The 21,713-nt window shown below is 39.9% G+C and carries 16 protein-coding genes; all 16 read right to left on the reverse strand.

Annotated elements, in window-relative coordinates; genetic code table 11:
* Positions 1-26: 26 nt before the first annotated feature.
* Positions 27-743 carry a class I SAM-dependent methyltransferase gene (locus V7K30_RS00870; protein ID WP_334996202.1) on the reverse strand — a complete coding sequence of 239 codons (717 nt, stop codon included), beginning with the start codon at positions 741-743 and terminating at the stop codon, positions 27-29.
* Between the two features lie 38 nt (positions 744-781).
* Complete coding sequence (locus V7K30_RS00875) at positions 782-2,389, reverse strand: MBOAT family O-acyltransferase (RefSeq protein ID WP_334996204.1); 1,608 nt, start codon at positions 2,387-2,389, stop codon at positions 782-784.
* Positions 2,390-2,423: 34 nt separating this feature from the next.
* Positions 2,424-3,575 (reverse strand): hypothetical protein, encoded by a 1,152-nt coding sequence (locus V7K30_RS00880; protein WP_334996206.1) that lies wholly within the window; start codon positions 3,573-3,575, stop codon positions 2,424-2,426.
* 57 nt (positions 3,576-3,632) lie between these two features.
* Entirely contained in the window at positions 3,633-4,628 is a 996-nt protein-coding gene (locus V7K30_RS00885) for an isopenicillin N synthase family dioxygenase (protein ID WP_334996208.1), read from the reverse strand.
* A 39-nt stretch (positions 4,629-4,667) separates the two neighbouring features.
* Positions 4,668-5,633: an isopenicillin N synthase family dioxygenase gene (locus V7K30_RS00890; protein ID WP_334996210.1), complete on the reverse strand. Its 966-nt coding sequence runs from the start codon at positions 5,631-5,633 to the stop codon at positions 4,668-4,670.
* A gap of 13 nt (positions 5,634-5,646) precedes the next feature.
* Positions 5,647-7,434, reverse strand: coding sequence for an ABC transporter substrate-binding protein (locus tag V7K30_RS00895; protein WP_334996212.1), 1,788 nt, complete (start codon positions 7,432-7,434; stop codon positions 5,647-5,649).
* 32 nt (positions 7,435-7,466) lie between these two features.
* Positions 7,467-8,243, reverse strand: coding sequence for an SDR family NAD(P)-dependent oxidoreductase (locus V7K30_RS00900; protein WP_334996214.1), 777 nt, complete (start codon positions 8,241-8,243; stop codon positions 7,467-7,469).
* A gap of 295 nt (positions 8,244-8,538) precedes the next feature.
* Entirely contained in the window at positions 8,539-13,440 is a 4,902-nt protein-coding gene (locus V7K30_RS00905; protein WP_334996216.1) for an amino acid adenylation domain-containing protein, read from the reverse strand.
* 57 nt (positions 13,441-13,497) lie between these two features.
* Positions 13,498-14,292 carry an SDR family oxidoreductase gene (locus V7K30_RS00910; protein ID WP_334996218.1) on the reverse strand — a complete coding sequence of 265 codons (795 nt, stop codon included), beginning with the start codon at positions 14,290-14,292 and terminating at the stop codon, positions 13,498-13,500.
* Positions 14,293-14,305: 13 nt separating this feature from the next.
* Positions 14,306-15,013, reverse strand: a complete 708-nt coding sequence (locus tag V7K30_RS00915) for a cupin domain-containing protein (RefSeq protein ID WP_334996220.1) — start codon at positions 15,011-15,013, stop codon at positions 14,306-14,308.
* Complete coding sequence (locus V7K30_RS00920) at positions 15,006-15,614, reverse strand: LysR family transcriptional regulator (protein WP_334996222.1); 609 nt, start codon at positions 15,612-15,614, stop codon at positions 15,006-15,008. The genes V7K30_RS00915 and V7K30_RS00920 overlap by 8 nt, the downstream gene beginning before the upstream one ends.
* Before the next feature lie 51 nt (positions 15,615-15,665).
* On the reverse strand, positions 15,666-16,571 hold the full coding sequence (locus tag V7K30_RS00925) for a DMT family transporter (RefSeq protein ID WP_334996223.1): 906 nt from the start codon (positions 16,569-16,571) through the stop codon (positions 15,666-15,668).
* 18 nt (positions 16,572-16,589) lie between these two features.
* Complete coding sequence (fni, locus tag V7K30_RS00930; RefSeq protein WP_334996225.1) at positions 16,590-17,645, reverse strand: type 2 isopentenyl-diphosphate Delta-isomerase; 1,056 nt, start codon at positions 17,643-17,645, stop codon at positions 16,590-16,592.
* Positions 17,646-17,909: 264 nt separating this feature from the next.
* Positions 17,910-20,075, reverse strand: coding sequence for a Rieske 2Fe-2S domain-containing protein (locus V7K30_RS00935; protein WP_334996227.1), 2,166 nt, complete (start codon positions 20,073-20,075; stop codon positions 17,910-17,912).
* An 18-nt stretch (positions 20,076-20,093) separates the two neighbouring features.
* Positions 20,094-20,675 (reverse strand): adenylyl-sulfate kinase, encoded by a 582-nt coding sequence (gene cysC / locus V7K30_RS00940; protein ID WP_334996229.1) that lies wholly within the window; start codon positions 20,673-20,675, stop codon positions 20,094-20,096.
* Positions 20,676-20,855: 180 nt separating this feature from the next.
* Positions 20,856-21,551, reverse strand: a complete 696-nt coding sequence (locus V7K30_RS00945; RefSeq protein WP_334867601.1) for a hypothetical protein — start codon at positions 21,549-21,551, stop codon at positions 20,856-20,858.
* Positions 21,552-21,713 lie beyond the last annotated feature (162 nt).

Below are 21,713 nucleotides of genomic sequence, written 5' to 3' on the forward strand. Positions count from 1 at the left end.
GTTCCCTATTCCCTATTCCCCATTCCCTATTCCCTATTCCCTATATCGTTCAATTTCCATAGACCCAAACTTTTTTGTGGATAGTCTTTTCTTTCAGTCGTTTTTTCATCAATAATTTCGAGCATATCGGGAAAGTTGTACGGAGGTAATTTTAAATCGATTGCTCGCCAATCACCTGTAACAATATCTTTATTTTCAAGTATCCCCGGATAAGTTGTAGTTAAAAGATATTTAGAATTGCTTTTTTTAAAGTTTTTAATTACAGCAAGAGCATCTTTAAATGAAAGATGTACTAGACAATCTCTACAAAAAATCAAATCGACTTGAGGGAGTGCATCTGCTGCTAAGTCAAGATTGATAAATCCTCTGGACTCATTGCCATAAAGACGTTGATTTTTGGTAACTAATTCGGCAACAATATCAGAGCCAATGTATCTATCTAGATTTAATTCTGCTTCTTTTAGCCAATAAAAATCTCCACAAGGAGCATCGAGCATTCTTTTGACATTAAGCTTTTCCAACAAAACTGGTATTTCTTTAATGATGACCGAAGTTTGTTGAAGATTAGATCCTCTGCCAGAAATAGAGTCGCGATCGCCCCACCTATTCCGATAATATATATCATTAAAAACTTCTTTTCTGTTTTTACCCCGAAACGATAAAAGCATCAATTCATATTGCAAATTAAATGAAACATAGTCAAAGAAAGATTTTATTGGATGTAAAATGGTATTCTTGCTCATAGTTTTTAATTTCAAAAAAGGTTTCTTGCTAAGAGATACTAAAATTGAAAGTAGACAAAGGGTTGAGGATTGATTGCTGCAAACCGAAGTATTGTTGAAACTAACACCCCATAGAAAACAGCAAAACTCCATTTAGGAATTTTTTGCCACCAGTCCGCAAACCAACCCTTATAGGCTGCCCAGTGCATAATAATTAAAGGTATAAAAATCCATCCAATTTCGATGTTTATGTTTTGAGAGCCAAGAGAATTAAAGAATAGAAAGCTTTTCTCTACTTGCATAGCACTGGCAATATCATTGCTCCGAAAGAAGATTGCAGAGGCACAAAACCAGTAAAATGTCATAGGAAGACCGACGATATTTCTTAGTGGCAAGAATCGCTTATAGGGAGCAAGCCAGGATGACCATTGCTTGTGAACAATTAAAGCGATTCCATTCAATCCCCCCCAAACTACAAAATGCCAAGCAGCACCATGCCAGAATCCAGACGTAAGCATCAAAATGAGAAGATTTCTAGACCTAAAGATTTCTGTGCGTTGTTCTCTTGGTCGCATTTTCATTAAAGGGCTATAAATATAGTCTCGTAGCCACGTGAAGAGGGTAATGTGCCAACGTTGCCACAACTCAGTAATATTACTGGAAAGGTAGGGGAAATTAAAGTTGAGAGGTAGCTTGTATCCAAGTAAACCTGCACAGGCGATCGCCATATCTGAATAGCCAGAAAAGTCGCAGTATATTTGGATAACGAAAGCAATAACAGCAATCCAACAACTTAAGGCGGTATAAATCTCTGGATGCGTGAAATACTGGTCTACCAAAGGAGAAAGATTATCCGAAATACAAGCTTTCTTAAAATACCCCACCAAAAAAAGCGTTAAACATCCTCGAAAATCAACCTTGTTTAAACTTTTTGGGGTTAGCAGTTGAGGCAAAAAAGTAGATGCGCGGACAATTGGGCCTGCAACCAGTTGAGGGAAAAAAGTTACAAATAGAGCAAAATCCCAAAAATTTCTAATAGGTTTGAGTTTACTCAGATACGCATCAATTGAATAACTCAGAGTTTGAAAAGTGTAAAAACTAATGCCTGCTGGCAGAATAATTTCTAGGGTTGTAATGCTAACAGGTAGACCTAGAAAAGTTAATAAGTTTGAGGCAGAGTCAGCGAAGAAGTTATAGTACTTAAAAAATCCTAATAATCCTAGATTTACAACTAAACTGAGTACCAACCATGCTTGGCGCTGCTGCTGATTGAGTGGTTTACTTAACAGCGCATCCCAAGAAAATAAGTTTATCCATCCGTTGTTAGTTTCTTCTTTCTGTACTGCTTCGCTTGTTTGAATTTCTTGTCCTACTGTTGAGGCAGCGCGGTCTTCTCCCAAGGGGAGACGCCAAGGGCGATGGGGGTTTCCCCCATGAGCGACTGTCGGTGAATAATTAACCTGTGGTCTAGATAGCATCAAACCAACAAAGTAATCAACGACTGTCGAGAGCAAAAGCAAAGAAAGAAAGCGCCAATCCCAAGCACCATAAAAAATATAACTACAGACTAGCAACCAGGTTTTACGATGATTGTGTTTCTGTAAAGCCCAGTAGACGCAGAAAATAATAATAAAGAAAAATAGGAAACGAAATTCTGTAAAAACCATGTTTATTCTAATGGATAAATTAACTTCTACCAAATCACTTCTGACTTATAGATATAGGCGATTGATGATATATTTCCTTTTGAGATAACTTAAGATGCTCAGAAAATTCTACAGCTAAAGCGCGGGTAAATTCTTGAGCGCCTTGGTGATTTAAATGCCTACCATCAGAGCGGCGATCAACTTCATATAAATTAGTGAAAGTATTAGGATTATTGAAAGCAAATAGATTAGAGATATACCCTTCTTTATAAGCTTTTGTGATAGCAGAATTATCAAAATCAGTATTTAATACTGGAGTAATAAAGAAAATTGGTTCAACTTTATTTTTACTTATTTCTTCTTGGCTCTTAATTCTATTGTCTATATTTGTAAGTATTTTAATTGCATAGGAATTAAGAGGATATGTATATTTACCTCTAAGAAAAGCTCCTGATTTTGATTGTTTTAGTTGCTGTTGATAATTATCTAAATAATTTGACATAAAAATTCCTCTCCATTTTTCACTATTTTCCAACCAATCCATTGCATAATATCCAGCTTCCTGTATTAATTTTTCAGCAGAGATTCCTTTTGGTAATACTTCAGATTTTTGCTGCCACAAATTAGAAAAATAACCAATTCCTAGCCATCGATACAAAAAACTTACTGAGTTTGCATAAAAACCACTGAATTTATCTTTCAAAGTAGATGTTGATTCAATGATTAATTGAAAATTCTCTATTGTTTTTAGAGGAGTATGCCAGTAAACATTTTTAGTCGAAGTCGGTGCTTCCTCCATGAAAAAGTCTACTAAGCAGTCTAAAAATATCCATTTTAAGTTGGCTGGTTTTAAAGCTAAAATCTTTTGCAAATAGAAATCAATTTCAGCGACATTGGCCGCCATGATTCCAAAGTTGAAAGACTTGATACTGTTACCGTTTTCTGCCATTGTTTCATCAAATATTTTAGGGATAACTCCTTGGTATGTGGTACTTGGCCCTAAAAAAATAGCATCATAGTCATCTTTGTGTTTAGCAAAATATTCAAATTTAGTAGTAATGTCACCAAGATTTTCAGGAATATTAGAAGCAGGTGAAACCGTATTTAGTAAACCAGCACTGGAAATCAAGGCAAGGATAAAAATTATGCTATAAAAAAACATAATTATTGGTTTTGGTATGGTTTTTTCCCAAGTATTTACATTCATTATCGGTTATTTTGAGGTAAAGTCTTTATTTTTTACTCAGGCAGAGCGCAGAGAAAATTAAGTCTGATTTTTTGATGAAATTAGAATTGATGTATTATTGTTATTTCTTTGAGTGTAAAACTCGCTTGTCAAAATGGGTGGATATTTTGCAGTTTCATTTGTCCTTAAAAAACTTTCAGGACAGACAATTTCAGCATCATTATTAGGAGATGCAAAAAATGCAAAGGAGTATCTTGGTTGGATTTGTTGAGATGCAGATGGGATGGCAACTTGGTGTTTTGTGGCATACACTTTATCGTTAGTCCATCGTTGCAAAATTTCTCCTGCCATCACGACAACTGTATTAGGAATTGGAGGAACTGGAACTCGCTCTCCAGTTTTAGTATAAATTTCTAACCCTTCTACCTCATGCTGAAATACGTATGTGATAGTATTGCCATCTGTATGTTCTCCCAGGCGAATATTTTGGGTTTGGGGAGGTTCAGATGCACCAGGATAGTGATGTAATCCCATAGCATGATTTTGTTCAGAATGTAAATCGACAAAATAGGATTCTGGCAGTTTCAAAGCAATGGCTAGAGCTTCAATAACTTTCAGCATACTTGTGTGGCAAGCTGCGAAAAATTGCAACATCGTTTCCCGAAACTCTGGCTGATTTTGTAGCCATTGGTTCGCTTGGTGAAAAGGATGATCTAGTTTATTCAATTCCTCTGGGTTCATTTCTCTACCAAAGTAAAATTGTTCGCTGAGTATGCTTGACATCCCCATAGGAATATATCCTCGGTGACACTTTTCTGTTAAAGCTATCTGTCGTTTATCTTCTAACGGTAGTGCAAAAAAACTCTTAGCTTGAGCAAATGCTTGAGCTATTAAAGTTGTGGAAACATCGTGATTTTTTAGGTAGAAACATCCTATTTCCTGTAAAGCACTAGCGATTTGATGAGCAATTAATTCTTTAGAAATCGTGTCACCTGCTAAGAATATCTCGAAGTCAATGACTGGAATCGGTATTGAAATAATAGATTCTTTTGAAAGTTCTTTAGTTGAATTCATCGTTAAAATGAGTAGGGTTATAAGTAAAAATAGAAAAATCTATTTTTTTTCAGATGCATAGCTTCCTGTCGCAATTTGATTGATATATTCATGGGTGCGAATTGGTGGATAGTTGGGTGTTGCGTTTGACTCTAAGCAAGTAATTTCGGCATCGTAATCTGGAGACTCAAAATAGATAATCGAGTACCTGGGATTACTAGGAAATTTGGAGGGGAGGGGAACTCGATGTTTGGTGGCGGGAAACTTATCGTTTGTCCAGCGTTGCATTAAATCTGCAAGGATGACCAGAACTTTACCAGGGAGGAAGGGGGCTGCAATCCATTCTTCAGCATCGTTGCAAACTTCTAGCCCTGCGATCTCATCTTGAAATATTAAGGTAATACTGCCGTAATCTGTATGTTCAGCAAACCGCATCTCTCCGGGGGAGGGAGTTTGTTGTAGAGATGGATAGTGATTTATGGAGGTGTTGAAGTTGCGCTCAATATGGAAATCGGTAAAGTAAGACTCTGGTAATTTTAAAGCGATCGCCATCGCTTGTAAAATACTAAAGGACGCATCACGACAAGTTGTAAAAAATTCTAGTAGCAGTTGGCGAAACTCTTTTTGGTTTTCAGGCCATCGATTAGGTTCACCAAATCCTTGGGGAGTTACACCCGCTTCATTGATTGTAACGTCTAAACCAAAATTGAATGCTTCTAGTAATACCCGCTCTTTACCACGAGCAACATAGCCTCGACTCGTTCCGGGAGCAAGTTTTACTTGATTTTTCTCCTCTTGTGGTAATGCGAAAAAACTCTGCGCTTGAGCAAACACTTGATCAACTAAGGTCTGAGGTACACAATTTTCCAGGTAAAAACATCCAATTTCTTGAATAGCGCACGAAATGCGATCGGCAACTGCTTGTTTGGCAACAATATCACCGACTATAAATGGATGGAAATCAATGACCGGAATCGGTGTGGAAACTTGGCGCTCTTGGCGGCTTGGCGGTTCGCTAATTTTCATAAGAAAACTGGTATTAATTATTAACAGGATTGGTTTTCAATTCATAAACATTCCAAAATGTTCCTTGTAAAGCAGAGTGTTTTATGCCGTGAATACGATTTCGTACAGATACCATCGATAAGGAGTTCACTAGATAAATAAACGGTAAATATTCCTGATTCAGCCTTTGAGTTTCTGCATAAATTTGTTGTCGGCGTACTTCATTTGCTGCTGCACCTTGAATGTAGAGATCGGCTATCTTTTGTTCCCAATCTGCTACCTGCTGTCCAGTAATTGGTATTTGTCCGGCTTGGGGTTGGCGATTAAAAAAATGCCAGTTTCCTTTAGTAGACCAAATATTTACTGCTTCGTTGGGTTCTATTGTCATCGGAAAACCATCCATAATCTGGCAATCCCAATCTAGACGATTTGTTAACTTGTCTACAACCAATCCCACTGCAATCAAATTCAAATCTACCTGAATTCCTATCTGGCTCAAATCGTCTTGAATTAAAGGAGCCATGTTCTGCAACACCTTATTACCAACATTAGCGGTGAGCGTAAACCGGACTCGATTCCCATCGCTATCGAATAACTCACCTTGATTGTTGTATCGAAATCCTGCCTTGAGAAGTAATGTTTTTGCGTTCTCTTGGTTATAGTTGTAGACTGGTAAACCTGCTTGCTGAGAGAGATAGTAAGGACTTTGCACTGCGATGGACGAATTTTGCAACGCTCCTACCCCTGCAAATAGGTTGTTGACCATCCGCGGCCGATTGATGCTATAAGCAACGGCTTGGCGGAATGCTACTGTATTGAACCAGCGAGATTTAATCGGATTAACTAAAGGCTGACCATTTCTAAGCCCTGTATTTAAATTAAACATCATCGCTGTGGTTCCTGTTTGAGAACCACCGTTATAAATTGTGAATTTCCCCCTTTTTTCTTCTCGTTTCAATAATGAAAAATAGTTAGGATTTACGTCAATAAAATCAAGTCCTCCAGAACGAAATTGAATTAACGCTGTATCACTATTACTCACCGTATTTATAACAATACGATCGATATAGGGTTGAAGATGACTTTGAGGATCTTTACGCCAGTAATAGGGATTTTTGCGAAAGGTTATCCGCTCACTTGGAATGTAAGATTCTAATTTGTAAGCACCGTTGCTAATAATTTGGTTCGGTGGAGTATCTGTACCCCAAATTGAGAGAAATAGCGGTCTACCTGCGGAGTCTTTTGTGGTGATGCTGGATCGCAGAATGTGAGCAGGTAAAATTTCTAGTTTTGTCGTGCGAATAAAGGGCGCAAAAGGTTCTGGAAGAGTAAATTTAACACTCAAGTTATCCAATTTTTCCACTGTAGGAAAACTGCGTGTTTTACCTATTTGTAAAAAATCTTTGGCATAGGAAGGAATGGCAGGATTCGTATAAATATCTTTATAAGTAAACACCACATCATCAGCAGTTAGTGGTTTACCATCTGACCATTTCAGTCCTTTCCTTAATTTAAAAATAATTCGCTTTTGGTCTTCAGAAATCTCCCACGATCGCGCTAACGCTGGTTTAATTTCTCCTCGATCATTTTCACGAATTAGTCCTTCGTAGAGGAAAGTCAAAATTCCTACTCCCTGTTCCATCAACTGAGGATTAAAGGTGTTGGGTTCGGCAGAACTACTAACGATGATTTGAGATCCGGTTACTGTTTTGCGAAGCAAGTTAGTTTGGACGCAACTAACTAGGACAATTGCCAGGATAAATCCGATGATAGCTGGCAATCGCCGACGGCAAATAGTAGTAAGTGCGATCAATCTTCGCATAGTTGTACTCTCAGAAACTTCTTTTACCTACCCTACATGGCGCTGTATCCCCCATCTACCATCAAAATTGCCCCCGTCACATAAGAAGCTGCCTCAGACGCGAGAAATATCACTGGGCCGATGAGTTCCTCTGGTTTTCCGCGTCGCTGCATGGGAATCACAGCACTCAGATGTTGCCGATCTTCCTGTGGCGATCGCCGAAATGTTTCAGTACCTTCCATAATGTTGTCTATATAGCCAGGAGCAAAAGCATTGACGCGAATCTGGTGATTTGCCCATTCCAGTGCAAGCGATCGCACCAGTAAATTTACCCCTCCTTTCGATGCTGTATAAGCCGCCGAACCACTGATTCCCACTACACCGCCGATAGAAGAGTTCATAATAATTGAGCCGCCTGTCCCTTGTTCGATCATTTGTCGAGCCGCCAGTTGAGCGCAGTGAAAGTATCCTTTGAGATTGACGTTAATGATGTTATCCCACTCTAATTCTTCTAAGTCAGCCGCCGATTTGATGATGTCAATGCCGGCATTACACACCATAATGTCAAGCCTGTGATAGTAGGCTACGGTTTGCTCAATTAGGTGTAAACAATCTTGGCGATTTCTGACATCGGTAGGAATTGCGATCGCTTCGCCTCCAGCCTCCTGAATTATTTGTGCGGTTTTTTCTCCTTCGGTTCCTTTAATATCAGCAACTACAACCTTTGTGCCTACAGCTGCTAATCCTTGAGCTATGGATTTGCCGATACCTCGTGCAGATCCGGTGATAATGGCGACTTTTCCTGTTAGGTCAAAAAGGGAGGGTTTCACGGTTTTTTGTTGGAGTGTTGAAATGGAATAAAACGAACCACAGAGGCGCAGAGAAGCCAGTGCGTTGCGGGGGTTCCCCCCGTTATAGCAACTGGCGCGACACTGAGGAAAGAGATTGAGAGAGGATTAATTATCAATATTCTGTTGAGTTATGTAGCAATACTGCTCGGTTAAGCTCAAAAAGCTTAAATTTAGTAGGTTGGGTTGAGGAACGAAACCCAACATTTCCAGGGTTTTGTTGGGTTTCACTTCGTTCAACCCAACCTACAAATTTTCTTAACCGAGCAGTATTGGGTTATGTAGTTACTCCTTTTCTCTGTGTCTGGGCGGTTCGTTTTATTAAATTTTGGATAGTTTCTGCCTGCTGGACAATGGTAGATTTTTCAAATAGGGAAACTAAGGGTAGCTCTATTTGCCAAGCTTTCTGTAATTTGCATGTAAGTTGTAGAACTAGTGCAGAATGTCCTCCAAGGTCAAAGAAGTTATCTTGTGTACTGATATGTTCTAACCCTAAAACTTCTTGCCAAATAGCTAATATGGTTTCTTCAATAGAGTTACTGGGTTCAGTAAATTCATTCTGAAAGTTATTCGCTATTGGTAATTTGTTATTTTGAATTGGTAAATTTTCCCCTTCATTTAAAAAGGGAAGTTCACTAAGACGTTGCTCAGGATTAGTAACTAGATATTCAAGTAAATTTTGAAAGACTGTTACCATTCTGGCGATGCTAGCAGGTGTAAACAAATCGGTTCTGTAGACTAAAGCGCCTTCAATTCCCTCTGTTGTTTCTTGGAGTGTGAGATTTAAATCAAATTCGGCTGTGTCTTTGGTATCTGTGGCAATAAATTCCTCCTTTAAAGTCAAATTTGCTAGTTTTAAATCATCTTCTGGAGTGTTTTGGAAAACAAACATCACCTGAGCTAACAGTGTGTAACTAGAGTCTCGAACTGGTTGCAGTTCTTCTAGTAGTTTGATGAAAGGCATTTCCTGATGTGCATACACTCCTAAAGCCACTTCTCGCACCCGCCGCAATAGTTCCCGGAAGCTGGGATTGCCTTCTAAGTTGGTGCAGAATGGCAGTAAATGGACAAAGAAACCAATCAGTCCTTCTGTTTCGGGACGGGTACGATTGGCAACTGTTGTACTCACAATAATGTCTGGTTGTCCTGTGTAGCAGAAAAGTAATGTTTTGAGTGCTGCTAACAAGGTCATAAATAAGGTTACGCCTTCCTGCTGACTCAAGGTTTTGAGTGCTTTGGTTAAGTCTGAAGAAATCACCAACGGATGACGCGCACCTGTGAAGGTTCGCACGGCTGGGCGTGGATAATCGGTTGGTAGTTTTAAGACTGGAGGATTAACACCTAAATGTTGTTTCCAGAATTGCATCTGTGATTCTAAGGTTTGTCCCTGCAATAATTGTCTTTGCCAATGTGCAAAGTCTGCATATTGGATGGGTAACTCGTTCAGGGAGAATCGCTTACTCTGAGAAAAAGCTTCGTAAAGGGTTGCCATTTCTTGAGTCAACACGCTAAAAGACCAACCATCGGCGACAATATGGTGCGTTGTGACTACAAGCAAATGCTCAGTTTCACTCAAACGCCAAAGTTTACTCCGTAATAACGGCCCCCGCGCCAAATCAAAAGGCTGTTTAATCTCCTTCTCAGCTTGTCGTTTCGCTTCTGTTTCAGGGATGTTTTGTGAGTCTACTACTGCGAAGTCAAATACAGGTTCAGGGGAAATTGTATAAACTACTTGTCCGTTTTCCACCTTAAAGGTACTTCGGAAGGTTTCATGTCGTCGTACAATTTCTCTTAAACTCTGCTCTAACGCTTTCACATCCAGCGAACCTGTCACGCGATAAACTAGCGGCAGGTTGTAAACAGGATTGCCGGGATAGAATTGCTCGAAAAACCAAAACTCTAGCTGAGTTAAGGAGATTGGCAGTACTACATCCGGCGATCGCCCGACTTTAAATGGTATAATATCTGGCGCAAGTTCTTGCTTAGTTGCTGTCTCAACTGTTCTAGCTAATGTTGCGATCGCTGGAGATTCAAATAAACTTCGCAGAGGCAATTCTACCTTAAATGCTTTACGTGTCAAAGAGATAACCTGAGTAGCAAGTAATGAATGTCCTCCCAAATTAAAGAAGTTGTCGTAAATTCCAACTTGTTCTAACCCTAAAACATCCCTCCAGATACCTGCCAAAATTTCTTCGGTTGGTGTGCGCGGTGCAACAAAAGTTTGAGCTAATTCTGGTCTGCTGGTCGTCGGTTCTGGTAAAATGCGACGGTTGACTTTACCGTTGGAAGTCAGGGGAAACGATTCCATCTGTACAAAAGCCGATGGAATCATGTAGTCTGGCAACTGGTCTTGGAGAAAAGTACGCAACTGTTCGACGGTAACAGTTTGTCCTTGAATTAGTACGAAGTAAGCGACTAAATATTTTTCCCTAGCACTTTGCCCAAACACTTTAGCCACTGCTTGGTTGATTTGGGGATGTTTGCTCAAAACCGCTTCAACTTCACCAAGTTCAACCCGAAAGCCCCGAACTTTTACTAAATCGTCGATGCGTCCTAAAAATTCAATGTTGCCATCACTGAGGTAACGTGCCAAATCTCCAGTCTTATATAATTTTGAATTTTGAATTTTGAATTTTGAATTGTAAAACGGATTTGGGACAAATTTTTGCTCTGTCAAATCTGGGCGGTTGAGGTAGCCACGAGCCAAACCATCACCACTAACGTAGAGTTCCCCAGGAACACCAATTGGCACGGGCTGGAGATTGCGGTCTAATAGATAAACTTGCACGTTGACGGCAGACTTCCCAATTGGTGGATAAATTGGCCATTCTTCTGGCTGGTTACTAAAGGTATAAGCTGTAACTAAATCGGCTTCTGTGGGCCCATAGAAATTATAGAGTCTACAATTCTCCAAACGTTGAAACAGCTTAATCATTGGTTGAGTAATCTGGAGTTGTTCGCCACAGGCGATCGCTTCTCTAATGTTCTGAAATAAATGTTCTTCGTCTCCGTATATTTCTGCTAATTGTTGCCAGAGGGTAACAGGAAGGAAAACCTTGGCAATTGGTTCTTGAGCAAGTAACTGAATTAATTTATCTAAATCCTTGCGATCGCTTTCGCCAATCATATATAGTGTGCCACCCAAACCCCATGCAGCAAAAATTTCGTGATAGCTGACATCAAAACTAAGGGAAGCAAACTGAAGCACACCCACGCCTGTAGCCATCTTTGCTTGATGATGTTCGATTAAATTGGTGAGCGATCTATGAGGGACAAGCGTACCTTTAGGAGTTCCTGTAGACCCAGAAGTATAAATTACATACGCTAAATTATCTGCTTCTGTATCTGTCTGAAGATTGATATCAGATTCTTTGGCGATCGCATCCCATCTCTCATCCACCAAAATTAGATGGTGGTGGAAATCCTTCTCCAGTAATGGCTTTAAACTAGCTTGAGTTAAGACAATGCTTGCACCAGTATCCGCTAGCATAAATGCTAAACGCTCCGGGGGATAAGTGGGGTCAAGGGGAACGCAAGCACCGCCAGCTTTCAGGGTTGCTAATATAGCAACTGCTGCTTCTAAAGAACGTTCCAGACAAATCCCCACAGGTGCATCTGGTTTGATACCCAAGCTTTGCAGATGATGAGCTAATTTATTGGCACGTTGATTTAACTGTCGGTAGGTCAATTGTTGATTGTCATACACCACCGCCACAGATTCGGGTGTTTTTTCAACGTGCTGCTCAAATAATTGATGGATGCAATCATGGATGGGATTAGCGGCTTGAGTAGCATTCCATTCGACTAACTGTAAATCTTGTTCTGCTTGTGTAAGTAGCGGAAGTTCGCCTACACTGCGATGAGAATTAGTAGTAATACCCTGTAACAGCATGAGCAAATGACCAATCATTCGGTCAATGGTATCTGCATCAAAGGCATCGCGATCGTAGTTGATTTTGATTACCAGTTCATCACCGGGAATAGCCACCACCGTTAAAGGATAATTTGTTTCTCCGAGGGCTTGGCGATCGCCTATTCTCAAATTTCCTGGAAGCGCTTGCAGTGTTGCGTTGACAGGGTAATTTTCAAACACAACAATGCTTTCAAACAAAGGTTGATTCCTCGGAATCTCACTCACACCTTGAATATCTACCAGTGAGGTGTATGAATACTGCTCTCGTTCTATATGCTCTTGTTGCAATTGCACTAGCCAAGGCAATAAATTAGCTGTTTCAGGGATTTTTATCCGTACAGGTAGGGTATTAATAAACAACCCCACTATCGACTCTACACCAGATAAGTTATGAGGACGACCGGACACTGTAGCCCCAAACACCACATCAGACTCACCACTGTAGCGACTCAGTAACAACGCCCAAGCTGCCTGAACTAAGGTAGAAACGGTGAGGTGATGTTGTTGAGCAAAAGATTTTAAGGTAGCAGTTGCTTCGGCTGATAGATGTTGGTGTCGAATATAACTAGTTTGCTGGTGAGCAATCTGCCCTACTGCTTGTTCCACAACCAAAGGGGTAGAAACAGTAAAACCCTCAAGAGTTCGCCGCCAAAATTCCTCAGCACTAGATAAGTCTTGCTGCTGCAACCAATTAATGTAGTCTCGGTAAGGGCGAGTTGGAGTTAAATATAATTGTTGATTGTTATTTATAGAATCGTAAAAAGCAAAGATTTCTTTGAAGATAATCGGCCAGCTCCAACCATCAAGCAATATATGATGAAAGCTCCAAATAAAATGATAAGTCTCATCTGCTAACCGAAATAAAATAAACCGCATCAAGGGAGCTTTGTCAAGTTCAAAGCTTTGCTCTTTATCTGTGTTTAAGAAAGAAATAATTTGTGTTTGCTGTTCCTCAAATGAGAGCAAACGCAAGTCTTTGTTAAGCCAAGGTAAATTAACTTGTTTACGTACTACTTGGACTGGCTGTTTGCGGTTCTTCCAAACAAAGAGTGTGCGTAAAGCCGAGTGTCTTTGAACCACTTGTTGCCAAGCTTGCTCAAACGCATTCTTGTTTAAATCGCCATAAAGAGTAAAGCGAAACTGCTCAAAGTATATTCTTGATTCTGGCTGATAGAGCGTATGAAATAACATCCCCTGCTGCATTGGCGAAAGGGGGTAGATGGCTTCAATATCTTTAGCTTTATTTTGATTTTGTATAGCTATCATTGTTATATTTTTTTTAAAATTAACCACAGACAGAAAAATGCAATTTCGCTAAATTACTTAAAAAGCTGCCGTAGACAAACCGCCATCTACTGAAATAGTTACACCTGTTATATAACTAGCGCATTCTGAACTTAAAAAAGCCACTAAATTGGCAACTTCACTAGAAAGACCACGACGACCGATAGGAATGGTGTTATCTATTCCTTCTATAATCGCCTCAATATTTCGGTCTTCCTTTTGGGCGAATACTTCTAAATATTCTCTATGCCTTGGAGTATCAATCAGACCAGGATTGACGCAGTTAACTAAAACATTCCACTTAGCAACTTCTGTGGCAACAGTTTTAGTAAAGTTGATTAATGCAGCATTGCCTACTCCCGATTTAACAAGACGACTAGAAGGTTCTTTTCCTGATGTGCCAACAATATTGATAATGCGCCCCCATTGCTGATTTTTCATTGTCGGTAGTACCAGATTCGTCATGCGAATATAGCCCATTAACTTGCCTTCAAAGACAGTTAACCAATCTTCATCAGATAGATTTTCTACTGCTTCATTAGAAAATGTAGCCCCCTGAGAATTATTGACCAAGATATCAATTTTGCCAAATTGGGTGAGAGCTTCTTGTACTAATTTTTGAGAATCACTTGGGTTTTGAACATCAGCAAGAATGGGGATAACTTTTGCTTGGGAACTAACCAAACCTTGATAAGCTTGTTCTAAACGCTCAGAATTTCTCCCACAAATTATTAACTGACAACCTTCTGCTGCCAGCTTTTGAGCAACGCTATAACCAATGCCAGCACTTGCTCCTGTCACTAAAGCTACTTTCTGTGTTAATCCTAAATCCATGATGAATATTCCTTTAGGAAGCAGTGAGCGATCGCGCAGTTATTTCATTAAAAGAAGCTTTTTGGTAAGATAAATGAGAGCGAGGTGGAATCAAAATTTCAACCAAAGAAACTGCTTCATCAGAGGAATTATATCCTCCATAAAAGACATCAGATGGAGCATAATAAATACTACCATATTCTAGTTCCTGGTGTTCATCTTCCACAGACATCATCAACTGACCATTCAGGATTATTCCCATTTGTTCGCTAGCAGATTGTTGCATTGGGATAATTCCTCTTGGCGGAATTTCGATAATCACAATCTCAAACCAAGAAGCAACAATAGATTGGCATGAGAAACCAGTAATTTCATCTTTTTTAGGCGATACCTTGAGAAACACTTCGTCAGTTTTTTCTGATGGTAAGGAAGTTATGATTCGTTTTACATCGAATACTATTGCTGTTTCTGGAAAAATATTTACAGAACCGTGAGGAACATAAGCATTGGCAATGTAAGCTTGTTGCATTGGTTCAATAATTTCTTTGGTTCCGTTGACGTTCATTTCTAAACGACCAGAAATTATCATCCCCATCTGACTTTCTAGATGTTCGTGTAGTGCAAAAGTAGCTCCAGGAGCAAGATATACTAATTGAACGAGCGTATCTTGGCATTCATAAGCTATTAATTCTACATCTGAATTAATTTTTGTAGTTTTGGGAGTTGGAAAAAATCTAGACATGACTTTCTGCTAATTTTTTATAAAAAATTGACCAGCTCATAGGAATTTTCCCATAAGTAGAAATAAACTCCAAATCATAAGCGTCAACAGCATTTTTATTAGTAATAGCCAGAGTAGCTAAACCCTGTTGAACTTGAATTGCTGCATCGCTAGTAGAAGGAGACAAATCAACCTGAATTTCTGATAGGTCTTGGGAGTCTGGTAAGAGTCTCGATAACAAAGGTAAGGGTGCGGGATGAGTAACAAGTCTCGCTCCTTTAAAAACTACCTCTGTATTTTTTTTCTTAGCCAATCCATAAACTGGAGTTGGATAGATAAAAATGAAACCTAAATCAAAACTTGGCTCCATATAAAACTCATTAATCATTTGGTAAGCATGAGGAACTAGAGCTAGATCAATCTTGTCTTGCAGCAAAGCTTCTTTGACATCTGGAAAGCCATCAAATAACTGAATTTTTCCAGTCACTTCTTCTGACTCTAATTGTTTGACTATATAGCTAGAAGCATAGTCACTACTAGTACCACTAGGCCCTAATGTGCCTATAATCAAATTTTTTGCAGGAGGAATAGGAGGTCTAAATTCAATCGAAAACGTTAGCATAGTTTTAACAAAGTTGGATAGGATAAAAAAGAAAGTTAAAATTACTAATTTTTAAATATCTTCTGTGCCAAATATTAATTTTTTATCTATATACTCAGACTTAATTTGACTCAAAATCAATGCAATTAGTACCAGAACTGTGCCAATAAAACCGCGTACTCCAAACTTTTCACCGAGTAGCCAAAAAGAAAAAACGGATGTGAGTACCGGATCGATGGTACACAATAGCGCAGCTTCAGTTGCTGAAATCCATTGCTGGCCTATTGTTTCTAACCAGATAGTACCAGCAGTCCCTACCAGACCGAGGTAGAGGATAATAACATAGTTATTCCTTAAAGTCTCAAATTGCCCAACCATCTCTGGCGCTGCCCAGACTGCACTTAACACTGCTACAATCCACAGTTGGATGGCAGTCAGGGATAGGGTTGAGTGGCGTTGTGCAGTTTCCTGAAGTACCAACATATAAACTCCGTAAATGAAGGTTTCAGCAAACAACAACAAATCACCTATGCCTAAAGAGCCATTTTCCCAGCACATAATACCGATGCCTGTAAGAGCAACTCCAGCAGCGAGTATAGTTTTAATCAGCAAGGGCTGACCGAATAACGCTGCCAAGAGAGGTATGATGATCGCATTAAGGCTGAAAATGAAGCCTCCCCGGTTAGCATTGGCAGTTTCTAGCCCGATCGCTTGGAAGGCAAAACAAGCAAAGAGGAGAAGTCCTAAAACTGTGCCATCGCGTAATATCTGAGTGTTTAATGAGCGTAAGCACGGGGTAAATATCGCGGCTGCAACGGTGAAACGGCTGGCGGTAAGTACAGATGGCGAAAAGCTAGTGACTGCATCTTTAGTCAGTGGGAAGGTTGTCGCCCATATTAGACTGACGATCGCGATCGCAATTATGCCCCGAATGTGGAGGGCGTTTGGCGTGGGTTGATTGCAGTCATCTAGTTTCATGTTATGTTTGCTACTCATTTAGATCCGTTGCAATGCCCCAGAACTTCTTAGTTCTGCTAAGGTGGCATTGCCAGTACAAAATAAAGCTGTTTCGAGTTCAGCAATCAGAACTTCGACTAACTCATCAACGGCAGCTTCTGATTTGACGGCTGCTTCTAAAAAAGGTCGGGCTAAACCTCCTATATCGGCTCCTAAAGCGATCGCTTTGGCGACATCCAATCCGTTAAGTAACCCACCAGAAGCAATCAAGGGAATTGTCGGCGCGATGACTCGGATGGAGTTAAGACACTCTGCGGTTGGTAAACCCCAATCAGCAAAAGTTTGTCCCAAACGGCGCTGCTTGTTGTGTGCGGCGCGTTGGCTTTCTACTTTTGCCCAGGAAGTTCCACCTGCTCCAGCGACATCAATGGCTGCAACTCCCGCATCGATTAACTTTTGGGCGATCGCTCCAGAAATTCCATTTCCTACTTCTTTGACAACAACCGGAACGGGTAGTTGCTGACAAAGTTGGGCAATTTTAGTTAACAGCCCCCGAAAATTTGTATCTCCTTTTGATTGCACGCATTCTTGCAGGGGGTTAAGATGCAAAATTAGTGCATCCGCTTCCAGGGAATTTACAAGACGCAAGCAATCATCAAGCCCACATCCATAATTTAGTTGCACAGCTCCTAAGTTCGCTAACAACAGAATGTCAGGAGCAAAAGAGCGCACAGCAAAGGTAGGAGCTAAACGAGGTTGTTCAATGATAATGCGTTGCGAACCTACTCCCATTGCTAATCGGTAGCGTTGAGCAACAATTGCTAAACGAGTATTGACTAGCTGCGCTAATTTAGTTCCCCCTGTCATAGAAGAAATCAGCAGGGGAGCGCCGAGATTTTTGCCTAAAAAGGTTGTTTGCAGATTGATATCACTGCGGTTGATTTCAGGTAGACAATCATGAGTAAAGCGATAGCGCTCAAATCCAGTAGTTACGTCCTGAAACTGGACATCTTCTTCTAAACAAACACGTAGATGGTCAGCTTTACGAGTCTCAATTTCAGTTACAGTATTGACTGATGGGACAGTGGTAGTCACGTCGCTTTGCTCCGAATTCAAAATTAATGATTCCCATAAATAATGGGGCTTGTATCGAATGGCACTAAGTTAAGATATAACCCTTGCCCTGACTGGTTCCTAGCCTGAAGGCTGGGAACCCATCCTGGGAGGGCTGCCTCCTCTTTCTTGACGAGAGGCAGAGCCTCTTGGAATACATTCCCAGCCTGGAGGCTGGGAACGAGGCAACACAAGGCTTTGGGCTTATCTTAGTGCCATTCGGGCTTGTATCCTTTTAGTTTTTGGTCATAATGGTTTTCGTTGACGACGGGTTATTGGTAGTTTTGTGTAAATAGCCTCCTGAAATTTAGCAACATCAAACTCGGCAATACTAAAGACTCCGATTTTGTCGAACAGCCGCGATGAAACGCTATCTTGACAGATGTAGTTAACGCGAATATCTTCGTGTAACGATTCCAAAAGAAGCAGGATATTCACTCTTCGCGCTTCTTCAATGGTTTTACTGTTGGTGTCATCTGGGTTGAGGGTATGTCCGTAACTGCGAACGTGAAAACGGCACTCTCTTGGCCCTGCGGGAACTAACGAAAAAGTTTGGACGTGTTCGGGAAATACGCTCAAAGAAAAAGGCATTGGGATTTCTTCTTGCGCTGACATTGAGCAGAAAGCTGAGTAACACAGCGTTTCGGGCAAAGAATCGTTTTCAGCAGCAAAATCTTGTAATTCTTGTTCACGCTCCCAAGAATGTCGAGCGATCGCTTTGGCGCAATCATAATATTGTCGCTCCATTGGGGTTAAGCTGGGTGAAGCCGGATCGCGCATGGGAATAATCATGCCGTTGATGCCTTCACAATCACTCGAAACTCCAAACCGACGGGTTAAACCTTTGTGCATCATGGGAAAGTGGTAATCTTCTAAGAAATTTTCCCACAGCAGTTTGTAATCTACCTCCACACTAATGTCATACCGACCGACTCCACCAATGGGTTGCATATCTTCAAGTTGGTATGGTTCCAATAATCCAGGTAAATACCAAGTATCAGCTAATCTTGAACCTTCCCAAGTAAAGCGAATGAAAATAAATCCATAAAAACTGTCAATATCAATAGGTTCTAAACCGTAGTTTGGTAAACCAAATTTCGGATAATTCCCTCGTTGTGTAACATCCTGAAGTTTGCCAGCGAACAATTCACCGCTAGCAGTGCGAATGACGTAGGCTCGTTCACCGACAATATCCAGCCAAGTGAAGTTACCCGGTTGCGGAACTTCATTGATATGGCAAACAAATTGCCAGGTTGGTTTAATTAAATGCTCAACTTCGAGAGCAAACAATGCTGCATCGCCATAAATCCAGATTGGCAATGCTTGTCTTCTTTCAGATGATTCGGAATATTTTATGCCATCAGTATCAATTTTAGGATACTCAATAGACTTTTCAATCAACTGCCCTTGCTCGTCACTGCTGTAAACTCGTTGCAGCACTTCATCCAGTTCTGGGGTTGACCCATCACTATCAACAGTCAGGATAACGTGTTTGAGTTCCGCAATCAATGATTGCAATATTAATTGGCAACTATCGCTTCTTCCTTCTGAGGTAATCTCTACAATGAGTTGTTTTATATTTTCTTCTAAATAACCAATTCTCAACCAAAGGCGGATTTGTTCTGGAAGTGTGGCGGTTTCCCCCTCTGCATAGCCTGGACTCACAGAATTAAGTAGATTGGTAATTTCTACCCCGATATTTTGCTGGTTTTCAAGTTGTGATTCTAGCTGATGTTGATTATTTTCTGAGAGCTTGGCAAAAACCCCTTGATTCTCATCAATCTTGACCTCAAACTGCTGCAAACTGTAATTTTCCAGGTTAAAATCAGCACCAAACTCGCCTCTATTTGCCCCTGGTGCATTCTTGCAATCACCACCTATGCTATAAGCCCATCCATGATAAGGGCAAAGAGTCGGTTTATCTACGCCTACAACACAACCGTGACCTTGAAACACTGGTGCTTGGCGATGAGTGCAGACATTGAGAAAAACGCGAACCGTTCCGTCTGCTTGGCGCACAGCTACCAAAGGTTCCTGAAAAATTTGAACAGTAACAAAATCTCCAGCCTGGGGAATTTCTGCCGCGCGACAAATGAAATACCAGTTCTTCTCTAGTTCCGATGGTTCAACAAAGATTGAACGAATAATTTTAGCGGCAAAATAATTATAAACAGTTTTGATATTGACTTCTGTATTATTACGTTTATTATATTCAAAAACTGCATGTACAAGATATTTATAAGCTGTTTCAACAGCATGGTCGCCCTTTGCTGACAATAAAATCCTGACAAAATTATTCCATGCTACTTCATCCTTTTTAGCAAAGTTAGTACCTGTAGCAGCAAGGAAGTATTGCTGTCCTCCTACTTCAACAAAAAGTTTACATAGTTCCTTTTCTTTTATTAAAGTCATTTCAATTTTTCCTACTTTTCATGATATCTGCGAGTAATTATTTTGAAATTGTGGCATCGATAGATAATTGGTGTATCCTAACTTTTTTAGCTTATTTAAAATTTTATTTGCGCTTTGGGCAATAGTTTCTTCATTAGTTTTACATTCAACATCAGGTTTCAGAGGTACTTCATATAAATCATCAATTCCAGTGAAATTTTTGATTTCACCAGCTCTAGCTTTTTTATATAAACCTTTGACATCTCGCTGTTCACAAACTTCTAATGGTGCATTGACGTATACTTCAATAAAATCTCCAATACGCTCTTTAACTTCTTGTCGGATTGCCCGATATGGCGATATGACTGAAACCAGTACAATAACATTATTTCTAGTTAGCAGGTGAGCTACAAAACCAATTCGCCGAATATTTTCGTCTCGATCCTGTTTGCTGAAAGTTAACCCCTGACTTAAGTTTTGGCGAACTACATCACCGTCTAGTACCTCAATTTTATAACCTTGCGATCGCAGTTCTGTCTCCAAAAATTGGCAGATGGTGGTTTTGCCAGCACCACTCAAACCAGTTAACCATATTGTTACACCACGCTGTTCTTCCACCATCCTACCCTTACGCTTTTACTAAACAATGTACTGTAGGTTGCCAGGATTTGCGAATTGCTATTTGAATACATAACTTGATTCCTTTTATGTATTTAGTTTCGCTTAGTTAATAAGCTGCTAATAACCAATGGCAGATGTCAATTAATAACTAACAATTGGTTATTAGCAATACTTAAAATATTAATCTTCTAAAATCGGTTCGGGAATAACTGGTACTGGATGGTCTAGACGATAAGCATTCCAAGGTTTGCTGAAAGATTCTCGTTTAATTTCTGAAAATCTTCTTAACTGTTTATAAAACAGACTTTCATAAAATTCTAACTCTTTTTTTATATAATAAGGAGCTTTCTCTCCGTAAACTTTTACAAACATTCTGTATGTATTATAATGTTTAGCGGCTACATCGTCTGAGTAAAACATCAAATCGTCTTCAATGTCATTGACAACTTCGAGAGGCCACATCAATTTCAATTCTTCATTTAACTCTTCTTGTTGGTAATTTAGACCTAACATTTTGAGTAAAGTACAATGCAATACTCGATAGTCAGAAGAGCGTAATTCAGCCGCTTTTTTAATCATTTCGTGAGTAACATGAGAACTGGCTAAAATCTGGGTTTCTAATTCAAAGTACTCTCCCAGTTTCTCCATATAAAATTCAACTTTAGAATGTTTGATATCGTACTCTTCTAAAACAGCCAAGATAATTTCTTGTTTGGATTGCCAAGGAGAATGTTGGAGTGTCGCATAGCCTTCACCTTGAATTTTTTCAACTTCATCATCGGTTTGATAAACCAGAGCTTCAATAAAACCTAAGATGGGATAAAAGCGAAAAAAGTCATTCATTGAGAGATTATAAATTGGAAAATAATAAAGCATAAACTCTCTCAATACTCTGCTAGACCGACGCATACTCTGATAAGAAATGCAAGAGATTTTGGAAGCAAATTTATTAACCAAAATCCCTGGATTACGCGTGGTTGTGAGTGTCGCTTTCGAGATTGTCATAAACAATAAATAAGTTTGGTGTGGAAAACTTAA

Origin of the sequence: Nostoc sp. (assembly GCF_036917655.1) — a bacterium.
Lineage (GTDB): Bacteria > Cyanobacteriota > Cyanobacteriia > Cyanobacteriales > Nostocaceae > Nostoc.